Raw genomic sequence first — 13,971 nt, 5'->3', positions numbered from 1 at the left:
AGGAGAATAGTATGACTGTAACCACCTCATTTCCTATGTTATCTGAGCGGCAGGAACGGGCGCTGGGCAACGTGAGTTCACTGTATCAGCAACCCGATGTGCATGACGCGCTGGTGAATGGCGCCCGGCTGCGCTTCGGGCTGATTGCTGACCCGCAATATGCCGATGCGGATACGCATAAAATCCGGTATTACCGCAACAGCCTGGATAAGCTGGCGACGGCCATCAATGAACTGAATGATTTAAAACTCGATTTTGTGGTCACGCTGGGTGATCTGGTTGATCGCAACTGGAGCAGTTTTCAGCCAGTGCTTGAGCGTTATGAAGCGCTGCGCCACCCGCATGCGATCCTCATCGGTAATCACGATGCTCAGGTGATTTCAGATCATCTCGGCGCGCAGAAACCCGCTATCGGTTTACCGAAAAGTTATTATTCGTTCAGCCTGCCGGGCTATCGTTTTCTGGTGACCGACGGCAACGACGTCAGCCTGTACTGCAACCACGCCAACGGTGATGACCGCCAGCTGGCAGAATATATGCTCGAGGAACTGACGGAATGTCAGCAATCGCAGGCGCAGGAGTGGAACGGCGCGGTCGGGCCGAAACAACTGGAATGGATTGAAAAAAACCTGCGTGAAGCGCATGAGCAGCGTGAGGTTGTGCTGGTGTTCGGGCATTATCCCCTGACGCCGGTGAACTCTCATAATCTGTGGAACTGCGAGACGCTGGTGGAGTTACTGTGCCGGTATGACGTGCGGGCTTATTTCGCGGGTCACGATCACCGTGGCGGTTATGACCGTGTGGAAAATACCGATTTCATTACCCTCAAAGGCATGGTCGATGGTGAGAACAGCCTGCCATTTTCGGCTGTAACGCTGGCAGATGATGTACTGACTATCACCGGTTACGGCACGGAAATCAGCCGGGTGCTGAGCCGTTAATCAAAAATAGAAAACAAAAAGGCTCACCGCAGTGAGCCTCATAAAAACGGTCAGTTTTACGCGGTAAGCAGGTTCGGGCAAGGCGTGCCTTTTGCCAGCTGGTCAATATTCATCAGCGTGGTTTCAGAAATACTGGTCAGCGCATCACTGGTCAGGAAAGCCTGATGGCCGGTGAACAACACGTTGTGACAGGAAGACAGACGGCGGAACACGTCGTCCAGAATGACTTCATTGGAGTTATCTTCAAAGAACAAGTCGCGTTCGTTCTCATAAACGTCCATACCCAGTGCGCCGATTTTCTGCTTTTTCAGCGCGTCGATGGCGGCGGTGGCATCCAGCAATGCGCCGCGACTGGTGTTCACAATCATCACACCATCTTTCATTTTGGCAAAAGACTGAGCGTTGAGCAGATGGTGATTTTCCGGCGTCAGCGGGCAGTGCAGGGAAATGACGTCGGATTCGGCGTAAAGCGTATCCAGATCGACATATTCTGCACCGAGCTCCAGCGCCAGCGGGCTTGGATACGGATCGAAGGCCAGAATACGCATTCCAAAACCTTTCAGAATACGCATCGTGGCCACACCGATTTTACCGGTGCCGATGATACCGGCGGTGCGCTGGTACATATTAAAGCCAATCAGTCCTTCGAGTGAGAAGTTGGCTTCGCGGGTGCGCTGATAAGCACGGTGAATGTGGCGGTTAAGGCACAACATCATGCCGACGGTGTGTTCTGCGACCGCTTCCGGTGAATAGGCCGGAACGCGCACAACAGAAATGCCCAGTTCTTTCGCCGCCTCAAGATCGACGTTGTTAAAGCCTGCGCAGCGTAGCGCCAGCGTTTTTATCCCCAGAGAAGCCAGTTCCTGCAACACTTCGCGGCTGCCGTCATCATTGACGAAAATACAGACGGCATCTGCACCGGCTGCGTTTTTTGCAGTTTGCGGGGACAGCAGAAAATCGAAAAATTCCAGCTCATAGCCATAATGTTCATTGACCAGTTCCAGATATTTCCGGTCGTAATTTTTAGTACTGTAGACAGCCACTTTCATGGTGTTTCTCCGCAGTGAGTTTGAATCTCTGGCAAAACTGTTTCCGACTGTTTTATAAGGAATAAACATTTTCAGAAACAATTCGCAATATGCCACCAAACTAACAGAGCGTCGGGGGGCAGACAATTTTTCCTGTGCTATTTGGGTGCCGGATACTGGTATTTCAACCATCAGTTGTTACGCTAATTATGATATCTTGCGGGCGGTCAGACTATTAAGTGCAAAACAAGGCAAGTCATGAGGAACGGACTGAAGAGAAGCGCGCAAATTATCCTGAGTATAGTGGTGATTCTCGCGCTGCTGATGTGGGCGTTATGGAAAACGGTGCCGCAGTGGTTGCCGGCGGTGGCCAGCCACTGGCTCCCGAAAGGAACACAACTGACACTCAGCGGTGCGCCGCACTGGTCGGACGGTGTGTTGCAATTGCCGGGGCTGCGTTATTCCGCCGGTGAATGCCAGCTTGCGACTGCGGAAAATGCACGTCTGAGCAAAGAAGGCGGGCACTGGGCGCTCAATATTGATGCGCTGAAAGTCGATACTGCCTGTCTGGCGCAACTGCCAAAAAGTGACGCCTCAACGCCGCTCTCCGTGGCGGATTTACAACACCTTCTGCCCGACGGGCGCGTCAACGTGACGCAACTTTCCGTAACGCCCTGGCAGCGTTATGCGGGGCAAGTTCAGTTCAGCAGCGAAGGCGGCGTACAGCATCTGACCGTGAGCAGCGACGCGCTGAAACTCGACGCCGTGCTGGGCGCTGACCGTACGCTGGCGATCCATTCGTTCAGCCTGATCCCGCCCGGTAGCGAACAACCTGTCACGCTCAGTGGCAAACTGCTTCTGCCCGCCACGTTCGATCAACTGCCGGAATCCGGCGAGCTTCATGCAGAAATTCAAACCGCGCAGGTGCCATCCCCGCTGGATATTACCCTTAACTGGCAGGCCACCGAAGGTGTGCTGACGCTGGCAGAAAAGGGGCGTGACCTGCCGCTGGCGACGTTGCCGTGGAAACTCAACCGCAATGAATTGCAGATTACGCAAGGCCAGTGGCACTGGCCGTACGCCACACAACCGCTGGCAGGCGGCGTGAATCTTACGCTCAGCGACTGGACGCCGGCCTTCGATCAAACCCGCATTACGGCGCGCCTGAACGTGCTGACGCAAGGCCATAACGGTAAGGCTAACGTGGTGCTGACGATGGGGCCGGGGCGCATCGGCTTGCTGGACAGTGATTTAGATTTGCGCCTGACCGGGCAGGCGAATTTGCAGGCCACATCGCTCAGCGCCTCGTTGCCCGGACAGCTGAGTGGTTCTGTGCTCAACCCGACGCTTTCCCTGCGCAGCGGCTCACTTTTGCGCGCCTGGGGAAAACCCACGTCAGAGCTGACTATCAGCGATGCACGCTGGCCGCTGGCGGGCGTTAAAGTCTCGGCGCAGGGCGTCAGCGGGCCACTGCAGGCGATCCTCAAGGCCCGCCACAGTTTCTGGGGTAAATTCGATCTGCATCTCAGCGGTAAATCACAGGCATTCTGGCCGGACATCGGGCAATGGGATTTCAACTACTGGGGCAACGGGCATCTGCCGCCGCTTAACGGTCGCTGGGATATGTCCGGTAAAGGCCAGTGGCACGACAATGTCATCAACATTCTGTCCCTTTCGACCGGCTTTGACCGGCTGCACTACGGTTTGGTCGATGTTGATGCGCCGCGTCTGACACTGGAAAAACCACTGGTCTGGCAACGTCCGCCATCAGCCCGTTTCAAACCGCAATATCCTGATTTGCCGACCGTGTTTAAAGGCGATATCAGGCTGGTGGCGAAGAAAATTGCCTTCACTAATGGCGGTTATCTGCCTCCGGCAACGCTCGCACTGCAACTGAACGGCGAAAGCCCGGACAGCTTTACGATGCGCGGTATGCTTGATGCTAAACCGATCGGCCCCATCCGCCTGAATGGCCGCTGGGACGGTGAGCGTTTGCGTGGTGAAGGTTGGTGGCCGAAGCAGCAACTGACGGCGTTCCAGACGTTACTGACGCCGGATCTGAATATCAGGCTGCGTGAAGGCTCGTTCTATGCCCAGTCAGCGTTTTCAGCTGCGCGTAAACAGGGATTTGTCGCCGGTGGTCACTGGGTGGTGAAAAACGGTGGGTTCTGGATGAAAGACGGCGACATGAGCGGGCTGGACTTCAGCCTGCCGTACCGCCTGAAGGATCAGGTCTGGCAGTTGGGTGTGAAAAAACCGGTCATGCTGCGTATTGGTGAAGTGAATAATTTGGTCAAAATGCAAAACGTCACTGCGGATTTGCAGGGGCATTACCCCTGGAGTGAGAAAACGCCGCTCACCCTGAGCAATCTGGGCGTGGATACGTTACGCGGTCACCTTAGCCTGTCGGCACTGCGGATGCCCCAGCATGATGCCGCCGTGCTTAAACTGGAGAAAATTAATCTCAGCGAACTCTTTACCGCGCTGAAACCAAAACAGCTGGCGATGTCCGGTGTGATCTACGGCGAGTTGCCGCTGTATGTCCAGAATCCGCAATGGATCATCCATAACGGCTGGATCAGGAATGACGGCAGCCTCACGCTGCGTCTCGATCCTGATTTTGCCGATGCAATGGCCAGCGGGAATTTTGCTAACAATATGGTCATTGGCCTGCTGCGCTACATGGAAATCAGCCGTTCAGATGCAGAGGTAAGTCTCGATAATCTCGGGGTGCTGGTGATGAAAGCTAAAGTGGACGGCGTGAACTACACCGATACGACGCATGGCGGCGATAAAGAAAAACGCGAAATTGTCCTGAATTATTCCCATCAGGAAAATATTTATCAGCTTTGGCGAAGTTTGCGCTTTGGCGACAATCTTCAGGAATGGCTGCAACAGCAGGTGTCTTTGCCTGCGAATGCGCTTTCAAAAAGCCCGGCTACGGCGGGGCAGCAAAAGGATCAAACCGTGAGGAAGGAACAATGAAACTGCGACTTGTCGGCCCGTGCGTGGCGCTCAGCGTAATGATGCTCAGTGGCTGCGTACCTCGCATTGAACTGGCCGCGCCTAAAGAGCCGATCACTATCAACATGAATGTGAAAATCGAACATGAGATCCATATCAAAGTGGATAAAGACGTTGAAAACCTGCTGAAAAACCAGAGCAACTTGTTCTAGGAGAGCGTATGTCCGGGGTGTTTATCAAAAGAATCAGCCTGATGTTACTGGCCGGTGGTTTATTTTTTTGCAGTCAGGCATTCGCTTTAACCTTGAGTGAAGCTAAGCAACAGGGGCGTGTCGGAGAGACACTTTCCGGCTATCTGGCGCCCGTGAAGCAGGATGCAGAAAGCGTCGCGCTGGCGGCAAAAATCAACGATGCGCGCAAACAGCAATATCAGCAGGTGGCACAGGATAATAACGTCAGCACCGACGACGTCGCCAAACTCGCCGGGCAAAAACTGGTCGCCAGAGCCGCAACTGGCGAGTACGTGCGCGGCATTAACGGGAAGTGGTTGCAGAAGTAACCCGGAAATTAAGTCATAAAAAAAGCGCGCCATTCGGCGCGCAAGTGCTTTATCACAACATCATCTGAGCGGGTCTGGCAGGTTCTAAAGTGAATGATGGCTCAGATTGTGATAACAGATGTTATGCAGCAGCCAGTTCTTTGATGGCTGCATCGATTGCTGCTTTCGCATCAGTCTGTGCTTTGGTCGCGACTTCCGGGCCGTAAGCAATACCTTCTGCGTAAACGAATTCTACGTCGCTCATGCCCAGGAAGCCCAGGAACAGAGACAGGTATGGAGCAACCAGGTCGCTTGGGGTGTCTTTATGGATACCACCACGGCTGGTCAGAACGATAACGCGTTTGCCTTTCACCAGACCTTCAGGGCCTTTCTCGGTGTATTTGAAGGTCACGCCAGCACGGGCCACCAGGTCAAAATAGTTTTTCAGCTGAGTAGGGATGTTGAAGTTGTACATAGGGGCTGCGATAACGATCACGTCATGCGCCTGCAGTTCTTCAATCAGGGTATTAGACAGCGCCAGCGCTTCTTCCTGACGCGGAGTCAGCGGGGCATCAGATGGACGCAGTGCGCCAACCAGCTCACCATCAAGAACAGGAATCGGATCAGCAGCCAGATCACGAACAGTGACAGCAGAACCGCTGTTGGCGGCCTGATACTGTGCGACCAGGTAATCGGCCAGTTGGTTAGACTGAGAGAAGTTAGCCAGAATGCTTGATTTCAGAACGAGTACTTTGCTCATTAGTGAGTTCCTTACTGTGTGATACATAGGGAGCAGGTTTTATAACCAGAACATCCCCGGAATGGAACTTACTTTATTCACAAAGCTTATTCAGTGATAGCGCAATATTTCGAGACCTCCTTTCAGTATTTTTGAACAAGACACGAAAGGCTAAAAACGTCGAACTTTCTTCATCCTCAATAGCTTGTGTTAACATATTGGTATACAGGCTCGTAAGAACCCGCCTCAGATCATTTCAAATTCAGATGACGGATGCTTTGCTCATTCAGTCGGCTGACTTGCAACAAGGAATATAGAACGTGAAATCACCGCTCGCGGCATTATCAGCGCAGTTAGACGGGCTGATGCTACGTGACCGGCAACGCCTGCAACGTCGTTTGCAGGGTGCCAAAAAGACTTTCGAACAGAACACCAACCCTCAGGCCGTTGAGGCATTAACGGCTGAGCTTCAGAACGCGATTACCGAAAGCCTGAAAAAAGTCAGCGCCCGTGAAGCTTCGCGGCCCAAAATCAGCTATCCGGAAAACCTGCCGGTCAGCCAGAAAAAAGACGACATCTTTAAGGCTATCCGCGATCACCAGGTGGTGATTGTCGCCGGTGAGACCGGTTCCGGTAAAACCACGCAGATCCCGAAAATCTGTATGGAACTGGGACGCGGTATTAAAGGGGTCATCGGTCATACGCAACCACGCCGTCTGGCGGCGCGTACTGTCGCCAACCGTATCGCCGATGAGCTGGATACCACGCTCGGCAATACCGTCGGCTATAAAGTGCGTTTTAACGATCAGGTCAGCGATAACACGCTGGTGAAACTGATGACCGACGGGATCCTGCTGGCGGAGATCCAACAGGATCGCATGCTGATGCAGTACGACACGCTGATTATTGATGAAGCCCACGAACGCAGCCTGAACATCGATTTTATTCTGGGTTATCTGCGCCAGTTGCTGCCGAAACGCCCGGATCTGAAAGTCATTATTACGTCCGCGACCATCGATCCGCAGCGGTTCTCCCGGCACTTTAATAACGCGCCGATCATTGAAGTCTCCGGCCGTACTTACCCGGTTGACGTACGTTATCGCCCGATTGTGGATGATGCCGAAGATGTGGACCGCGACCAGTTGCAGGCGATTTTCGACGCCGTGGATGAACTGGGCCGCGAAAGTATGGGCGACATCCTGATCTTCATGAGCGGTGAACGTGAGATTCGCGATACCGCCGATGCGCTGAACCGCCTGGACTTGCCGCATACCGAGATCTTGCCGCTATACGCGCGGCTGTCGAACAGCGAACAAAACCGCGTGTTTCAGTCACACGCCGGTCGCCGTATCGTGCTGGCGACCAACGTGGCGGAAACCTCACTGACCGTGCCGGGCATCAAGTATGTGATTGACCCCGGCACCGCGCGTATCAGCCGCTACAGTTTCCGCACCAAAGTGCAGCGCCTGCCAATTGAACCGGTTTCTCAGGCCTCGGCCAATCAGCGTAAAGGCCGTTGCGGACGTGTTTCCGAAGGTATCTGTATCCGTCTGTATTCGGAGCAGGATTTCCTGTCGCGCCCTGAATTTACCGATCCTGAAATTCTGCGTACCAACTTAGCCTCCGTTATTTTACAAATGACATCGCTGGGGCTGGGCGATATCGCGGCATTCCCGTTTGTGGAAGCGCCGGACAAACGTAATATTCAGGACGGCGTGCGCCTGCTCGAGGAGCTGAACGCCATCAATAATGCCGTCGATGGCCGTTACTCACTGACGCCGCAGGGCCGTCAGCTGGCGCAGTTGCCGGTTGATCCGCGTCTGGCGCGTATGGTGCTGGAGGCGCAGAAAAACGGTTGCGTGCGTGAAGTGATGATCATCACCGCCGCACTGTCTATTCAGGATCCGCGCGAACGTCCGATGGACAAACAGCAGGCTTCTGATGAAAAACATCGCCGGTTTGCGGATAAAGATTCTGATTTCCTGGCGTTCGTCAATTTGTGGGATCACCTGAAAGTGCAGCAAAAAGAGCTGTCTTCCGCGCAGTTCCGCAAGCTTTGCCGCAGCGACTTCCTCAACTATCTGCGCGTGCGTGAGTGGCAGGATATTTATACTCAGCTGCGCCAGGTCGTTAAAGAACTCGGGCTGCCGGTGAACAGCGAGCCGGCGGAATACCGCGAGGTGCATTGCGCATTGCTGACCGGTTTGCTGTCGCATATCGGGCAGAAGGATGCCGACAAACAGGAATATACCGGCGCGCGCAACGCCCGTTTCGCGGTGTTCCCGGGTTCCGGTTTATTTAAGAAACCGCCGAAATGGGTGATGGTGGCAGAACTGGTGGAAACCAGCCGTCTGTGGGGGCGCATTGCTGCCCGCATCGAACCGGAATGGATTGAACCGCTGGCGCAGCATCTGGCGAAAAGCAGCTACAGCGAACCGCACTGGGAAAAAGCGCAGGGTGCGGTGATGGCGACGGAAAAAGTCACGCTGTACGGCCTGCCGATCGTGGCTGCCCGCCGGGTGAATTACGGCACGATCGATCCGGTGGTGTCGCGTGAACTGTTTATCCGCCATGCGCTGGTGGAAGGCGACTGGCAGACGCGTCATGCGTTTTTCCGCGCCAATTTGCGCCTGCGTACCGAAGTCGAGGAGCTGGAACACAAATCACGCCGTCGCGATATTCTGGTCGATGACGAAACCCTGTTCCTGTTCTACGAACAACGCATCGGGCAGGAAGTGGTGTCGGCGAAGCACTTTGATACGTGGTGGAAAAAACAGCCGCAGGACAGCCTGAATTTCGAAAAAAGCATGCTGATCAAAGAGGGCGCGGGCAACATCAGCGCCCACGATTACCCGAATTTCTGGCATCAGGGCAATCTCAAACTGCGCGTGACCTATCAGTTTGAGCCGGGCACTGACGCCGATGGCGTCACGGTGCATATCCCGCTGCCACTGCTTAATCAGGTGAGCGAGGAGGGTTTTGACTGGCAGATCCCCGGCATCCGCCGCGAGCTGATTATGGCGCTGATCAAGTCATTGCCTAAACCGGTTCGCCGTAACTTTGTGCCTGCGCCAAACTACGCTGATGCTTTGCTCGGGCGCATCAAGCCGTTCGAAATGCCGCTGCTTGATGCGATGGAAAAAGAGCTGCGCAAGATGAGTGGCGTGACCATTGCGCGTGAAGACTGGCATCTGGATCAGGTGCCCGATCATCTCAAAATGACGTTCCGCATTATTGATGAGAAAAACAAAACGCTGCGCGAAAGCAAGGACCTGACAGCGTTGAAATCTGGCCTGAAAGAGCAGGTTCAGCAGACGCTCTCTGCGGTCGCCGATGACGGTATCGAACAGCGCGATTTACATGTCTGGAGTTTCGGCACGCTGCCGGAGCGCTACGAGCAAAAACGCGGCGGCTATGAAGTGAAAGCGTATCCGGCGATTGTCGACGAGAAAGACAGCGTGGCGATCCGCCTGTTTGACAGCGAGCTTGAGCAGCAACAGGCGATGCTCGCCGGGATGCGACGTTTGCTGCTGCTGAACATTCCTTCGCCGGTGAAATACCTGCATGAAAAGTTGCCGAACAAAGCCAAGCTGGGGCTGTATTTCAACCCTTACGGCAAAGTGCTGGATCTGATCGACGACTGCATTTCCTGCGGTATCGATAAGCTGATTGCGGAGTCCGGCGGGCTGGTGTGGCGTGAAGAGGATTTCGCGAAACTTCACGAGCATGTGCGCGCCAATCTGAATGACACCGTGGTGCAAATCGCGGTTCAGGTAGAGCAGATCCTGACGACGGTCTTTAACATCAATAAACGGCTAAAAGGGCGAATTGATATCACGATGGCGCTGGCGCTATCAGATATTAAAGCGCAGATGTCCGGCCTGATTTATCGCGGGTTTGTGACGCAAAACGGCTGGAAGCGCCTGCCGGATACGTTGCGCTATTTGCAGGCCATCGAACGGCGGATGGACAAACTGGCGATGGACGCTCACCGTGACCGTGCGCAGATGCTGAAAGTTGAAAACGTCCAGCAGCAATGGCAGCAATGGCTGAACAAACTGCCGCCGGTTCGCCAGCAGAGTGAGGATGTGAAAGAAGTCCGCTGGATGATTGAGGAACTGCGCGTCAGTTATTTCGCCCAGCAGCTTGGCACGCCGTACCCGATTTCAGATAAACGAATCTTGCAGACGATGGAACAGTTAGTCGGTAATTGATTGTATTTATTGGCTTTAAAATTACCGATTTTCCCTTAGTGGCACTCTGGGGCTGATGCCTTATAGTGCCATTTTTGCATCGATTAGTTTGACCTGTTCATTATCATTTCATTCATCCCTGTTTTTGCAATCTCTTGATGAGCCAGACATGGAGACGTTCATTCGATTTATTGAAAGTGGTTTAAGCGCGGCGTATTCTTAAACCCTTCTAATCAAATGGATATTGAGAATGGATACTACCGAAGAGTTGGGTGGGACTTATTTCTACCATGGTCATGCGAATGTAACTGCTCAGGAATTATTCTTGCTCATCTACGTAGAACGGTTATCAGAACACCTTGGTTTAGATGTAACCACGACAGCGATGATTTTAGGAGGCCAGCCATGGATTCCTGTATCAGGGAAACTTTCCGCAATAAACAACACACCTGGAACAAGCGTTGTATCTAAGCTGGCACGCGCCTTACTTAAAGAGAAAAGAATACCTTTCGGTTTAAGACTCTCAGCCCCTATGGGAAAAGGAGCAAAAATAAAACTTGTTCCAACTAGCAAATTGGCTCCTTTTATTGGTCGCTGGATCCCGTGGTTGGGATACGCGCAGATTGTCATCATGCTTGAAATGGTTGGTAGGAGTACCAGAAACAAATACAACCTCATCGCAAGACCTGAACACCGAATTGCATGGACGTATTTCTAATGGGCGAGAGGGATTTTGAAACGGAAATTTGTGAATATTTGACCAAGCATTATGGTTTCAGAAAGAGCTGGCGTGACCCTGAAATTGTTCCTGTTCAAAAGCACTGGGGCATAAACGAAGGGGAATTTAACTTACTTCCCGAAGACGCCGAAGACATGCTTGTGGACGTTTTCACTAAGTACAGCGTCGATTACTCACATTTTGACATGTTAAATTATTACGAAGCGGAGAGAGCGTTTTGGCAAAAGAAACTGCCACAACGCGAGTTAAAACCGCTAACCGTCGAAATGATTATTGAAGCTGTTAAAGTTGGGCGATGGTTTTACGATGATTAAAGAAAGGGGCTTTCGCCCCTTTCAAACTAAGCTGTCTGACGGTCATTCCACGAATCGGCAAAAATAATATTGCCGTCGTTGTGCTTCCAGGTAATTTTCTCGTAACGGATTTCAACCGTTTCCATATGGTTCTCATTTGGATTGCTGGCTGCGGCCATTGCCGGAGAAATAGAAACTATCCGCACTTTCTCCAAAAGCATGTTGAAATATTCCACTTCCTGACCGGCATCATTAATGCGGTACCATTTAATCTCAGCTGATTCGAGGTTCTGGCCTGTCGCCACAGCCTTGTAAATATATGGGCTTGAGCAATCGAAATCTTTTACGATCAGCAAAGGGGAATGCATGCGTGTGGCTGTGACTTTCCCTGTAGCGTTATCAGTTGGGATCATCAGGTTGTGATGAAATCCTTTCACTTCAATACTGTATTCCCTGTCTTTAACATCAACCCCGCCTTTAATCAGCGCACCGCCGTCATCTTTGAGCCATAAGTAAGCTGGAATTGCCATTTCTCTTATCTCCTTGAGTTTATGAAAATTTGAGTAAACGTACGCCCGGAGATATCAGAGAGCAATGAATCGAATGATGGGGAAATGATTTTCAGAAGTTTATTATTGATGGTTGACGAAGATCCAACGTTGGATTTCAGAGGCCAAAACAGGGGCATAGATGGGGCACCCAAAAGGGTGTTTAAAGTTGAGCTGGGTAGATAAGTGAAAAGTTAACTTGCTGATAATAAATAATAATGTATGAAATTAAAAAGATTATATTTCTTATAATGCAATATACAGACAATGGAACAACTGATTTAACCGGCCCCCTGAAATGAAAAAACCGCCTCAGTTCTCTACGGCGGTTTTTTATATCTCATATCACGGTATTAGCGTCTAGGGCGTAGTTGCTGGCGCTGCCGGGCTTGCACTGATGACACCAGAAGACAAGGTATTGAGCGCATCACGGATTGCAGGCACGGCCAGCGCACGGTTGTCGGCCAGATACCGGTCTTGTGCGGCAGGCGCGGAACTTTGAATCGCCACCAGAGACCAGCCATCTGCATTTTTCAACAGCAACGGAGAACCACTGTCGCCAGGCAACGTATCGCAGCGGTGCGATAATACACCCGGTTGTGCCCATCCGGTGATCAGACAGTCCTGATGCACATACAAATCATCCAGATGATCTTCCGGATAGCCTGCCTGCGTGATTTTTCTGCCTTCCTGTTTAAGCACATTGGTCAGATCGTCGCGCGAACCTTCCCATAGCGGTAAAGGCCTGATAGGTAATGCCAGCTTTTCATCGGTCAGCCGGATGAGGGCAAAATCAAAAGGCGCAGCTTTGGGGGGAACAATCCAGCCATCGCCGTCTGCTTTAAGTTTTTTGCCCAGTTTCGGGTCGACCAGCGTTTGTAATGCCGTGATCTGGTAACGCCATTTCTGTTTGTGAGAAATAAAACGCAGGGCAATCACTTTGTCTATTTTGCCCGGAGGGGCAAGAACGCAGTGACCGGCAGTGAGAACCAGATGTTTAGAAATGAGCGTTGCGGTGCATAAATTGCCGCTCTCCGTTTCTATCTGGCCAATGGCCTGCCACGGCCATTGTGCCGATGCAGCGATTTGTGTCCGCTGATCGTGGCCGAAAAACAGTGCCGTTTTTTCTTTTACGCTGATAGACGGTGCGTCGGTATCTGCAGTATCCGGGGAATCTGCATGAACGAAAGGAGTGGCGGTAACACAGAAAAAGCACAAAAACAGCGGTAATGCGATGCGCATAACATTCTGACCTTGAAAACAGGGAGAACCCGGAAACCAGTTATTATGGGACGATTATAGACGGTTATCTTTCGAGATGGGTAATTTTGTCTGATAACTCAGTCTTTTGAACAGACGACGGACGTCATCTCAGGGTATTTCAGAAGTAGAAGAACAGGGTGATCAAGCCTAAGAGGATCAGGAAGCACAGGGTGATTTCGAACAGGTATCGGCGCAGCATCTTCCATCAGTACCTCAAGATAGAAAACCGGAGAAAAAAACACCCGGCGAACCGGGTGTTAAATCATCAGTCTTGATAATGGTGAGTGGATACGCTCACAAAGACTTCTTACTGACTACTTATGCTGCTGGAGTTGCTTTTGCAGCTGGTGCAGCTTTCTTAGCATGTTTTACGTGTTTTTTAGCAGCCTGCGCTTTCTGAGCTACCGGAGCAGCTTTTTTAGCGTGTTTCACGTGTTTTTTAGCAGCCTGAGCTTTCTGAGCTACCGGAGCAGCTTTCTTAGCCGCTTTTTTGTGTTTTTTAGCAGCTTGAGCTTTCTGAGCTACTTTCTTGTGGGTCTTGTGCTTAGTAACGTGCTTAGCAGCAGGAGCAGCGGTAGTTGCTGCAGCAGCTGGCGCAGGAGCCGCAGTAGTTTCAGCAGCGAAAGCGACAGAAGACAGGCCCATTGCAGCGGCAACAACCAGAGCTAATACTTTTTTCATCTTTAATTCCTCAGAATTTCTGTTTAAGTGTCCACCCCACTGCG

General features: G+C 52.0%; 12 protein-coding genes. 7 read left to right on the top strand and 5 right to left on the bottom strand.

The annotated features are described in order from the left end of the window. Positions 1–11 precede the first annotated feature (11 nt). Entirely contained in the window at positions 12–941 is a 930-nt protein-coding gene (locus CWS43_RS20330) for a metallophosphoesterase (protein ID WP_101078904.1), read from the top strand. Positions 942–997: 56 nt separating this feature from the next. Here CWS43_RS20330 and CWS43_RS20325 read toward each other — a convergent pair whose 3' ends face one another. Beyond that, on the bottom strand, positions 998–1,990 hold the full coding sequence (locus CWS43_RS20325) for a 2-hydroxyacid dehydrogenase (protein WP_101078903.1): 993 nt from the start codon (positions 1,988–1,990) through the stop codon (positions 998–1,000). A gap of 237 nt (positions 1,991–2,227) precedes the next feature. Between CWS43_RS20325 and CWS43_RS20320 the strand changes: the two genes are divergently transcribed. The 3 genes from CWS43_RS20320 to CWS43_RS20310 are packed head-to-tail and all read left to right on the top strand — an operon-like array spanning position 2,228 to position 5,492. Continuing rightward, positions 2,228–4,954: a YdbH family protein gene (locus CWS43_RS20320; protein ID WP_101078902.1), complete on the top strand. Its 2,727-nt coding sequence runs from the start codon at positions 2,228–2,230 to the stop codon at positions 4,952–4,954. Continuing rightward, positions 4,951–5,145: a YnbE family lipoprotein gene (locus tag CWS43_RS20315; protein ID WP_101078901.1), complete on the top strand. Its 195-nt coding sequence runs from the start codon at positions 4,951–4,953 to the stop codon at positions 5,143–5,145. Before CWS43_RS20320 ends, CWS43_RS20315 begins: the two co-directional genes overlap by 4 nt. Positions 5,146–5,186: 41 nt before the next feature. Beyond that, positions 5,187–5,492 (top strand): YdbL family protein, encoded by a 306-nt coding sequence (locus CWS43_RS20310; protein WP_101078969.1) that lies wholly within the window; start codon positions 5,187–5,189, stop codon positions 5,490–5,492. A gap of 121 nt (positions 5,493–5,613) precedes the next feature. Here CWS43_RS20310 and CWS43_RS20305 read toward each other — a convergent pair whose 3' ends face one another. Further along, a complete protein-coding gene (locus CWS43_RS20305; RefSeq protein ID WP_101078900.1) occupies positions 5,614–6,231 on the bottom strand; it encodes an FMN-dependent NADH-azoreductase in 618 nt (205 codons plus the stop codon). A 299-nt stretch (positions 6,232–6,530) separates the two neighbouring features. On the opposite strand from CWS43_RS20305, the gene hrpA reads away from it, so the two are divergent. The 3 genes from hrpA to CWS43_RS20290 all read left to right on the top strand — a co-directional run bounded on the left by hrpA (position 6,531) and on the right by CWS43_RS20290 (position 11,456). Next, positions 6,531–10,424, top strand: coding sequence for an ATP-dependent RNA helicase HrpA (hrpA, locus tag CWS43_RS20300; RefSeq protein ID WP_101078899.1), 3,894 nt, complete (start codon positions 6,531–6,533; stop codon positions 10,422–10,424). A 229-nt stretch (positions 10,425–10,653) separates the two neighbouring features. After that, complete coding sequence (locus CWS43_RS20295; protein WP_101078898.1) at positions 10,654–11,121, top strand: STM2901 family protein; 468 nt, start codon at positions 10,654–10,656, stop codon at positions 11,119–11,121. Further along, positions 11,121–11,456, top strand: a complete 336-nt coding sequence (locus tag CWS43_RS20290; protein WP_198555884.1) for a DUF1493 family protein — start codon at positions 11,121–11,123, stop codon at positions 11,454–11,456. Before CWS43_RS20295 ends, CWS43_RS20290 begins: the two co-directional genes overlap by 1 nt. Before the next feature lie 26 nt (positions 11,457–11,482). On the opposite strand, the gene CWS43_RS20285 is transcribed toward CWS43_RS20290, so the two are convergent. The 3 genes from CWS43_RS20285 to asr all read right to left on the bottom strand — a co-directional run bounded on the left by CWS43_RS20285 (position 11,483) and on the right by asr (position 13,927). Then, the gene (locus CWS43_RS20285; protein ID WP_101078896.1) at positions 11,483–11,965 is read right to left on the bottom strand and encodes an Hcp family type VI secretion system effector; all 483 of its coding nucleotides are present in this window, start codon (positions 11,963–11,965) and stop codon (positions 11,483–11,485) included. A gap of 378 nt (positions 11,966–12,343) precedes the next feature. Further along, positions 12,344–13,225: a serine protease gene (locus CWS43_RS20280; protein ID WP_101078895.1), complete on the bottom strand. Its 882-nt coding sequence runs from the start codon at positions 13,223–13,225 to the stop codon at positions 12,344–12,346. Between the two features lie 339 nt (positions 13,226–13,564). Beyond that, positions 13,565–13,927: an acid resistance repetitive basic protein Asr gene (gene asr, locus CWS43_RS20275; RefSeq protein ID WP_101078894.1), complete on the bottom strand. Its 363-nt coding sequence runs from the start codon at positions 13,925–13,927 to the stop codon at positions 13,565–13,567. Between the last annotated feature and the right edge of the window lie 44 nt (positions 13,928–13,971).

Origin of the sequence: Rahnella sp. AA, from assembly GCF_002834385.1 — a bacterium.
Classification (GTDB): Bacteria; Pseudomonadota; Gammaproteobacteria; order Enterobacterales; family Enterobacteriaceae; genus Rahnella.
Note: the sequence above shows the minus strand (reverse complement) of the source record. Positions and strands in the feature narration are given on the sequence as shown.

What these genes read in the sequence shown, in the direction of transcription:
- CWS43_RS20285 (WP_101078896.1), bottom strand. Translation starts at nt 11,965, where the DNA reads ATGGCAATTCCAGCTTACTTATGGCTCAAAGATGACGGCGGTGCGCTG.
- CWS43_RS20320 (WP_101078902.1), top strand. Translation starts at nt 2,228, where the DNA reads ATGAGGAACGGACTGAAGAGAAGCGCGCAAATTATCCTGAGTATAGTG.
- CWS43_RS20295 (WP_101078898.1), top strand. Translation starts at nt 10,654, where the DNA reads ATGGATACTACCGAAGAGTTGGGTGGGACTTATTTCTACCATGGTCAT.
- CWS43_RS20315 (WP_101078901.1), top strand. Translation starts at nt 4,951, where the DNA reads ATGAAACTGCGACTTGTCGGCCCGTGCGTGGCGCTCAGCGTAATGATG.
- CWS43_RS20310 (WP_101078969.1), top strand. Translation starts at nt 5,187, where the DNA reads ATGTTACTGGCCGGTGGTTTATTTTTTTGCAGTCAGGCATTCGCTTTA.
- CWS43_RS20290 (WP_198555884.1), top strand. Translation starts at nt 11,121, where the DNA reads ATGGGCGAGAGGGATTTTGAAACGGAAATTTGTGAATATTTGACCAAG.
- asr (WP_101078894.1), bottom strand. Translation starts at nt 13,927, where the DNA reads ATGAAAAAAGTATTAGCTCTGGTTGTTGCCGCTGCAATGGGCCTGTCT.
- CWS43_RS20330 (WP_101078904.1), top strand. Translation starts at nt 12, where the DNA reads ATGACTGTAACCACCTCATTTCCTATGTTATCTGAGCGGCAGGAACGG.
- CWS43_RS20305 (WP_101078900.1), bottom strand. Translation starts at nt 6,231, where the DNA reads ATGAGCAAAGTACTCGTTCTGAAATCAAGCATTCTGGCTAACTTCTCT.
- CWS43_RS20325 (WP_101078903.1), bottom strand. Translation starts at nt 1,990, where the DNA reads ATGAAAGTGGCTGTCTACAGTACTAAAAATTACGACCGGAAATATCTG.
- CWS43_RS20280 (WP_101078895.1), bottom strand. Translation starts at nt 13,225, where the DNA reads ATGCGCATCGCATTACCGCTGTTTTTGTGCTTTTTCTGTGTTACCGCC.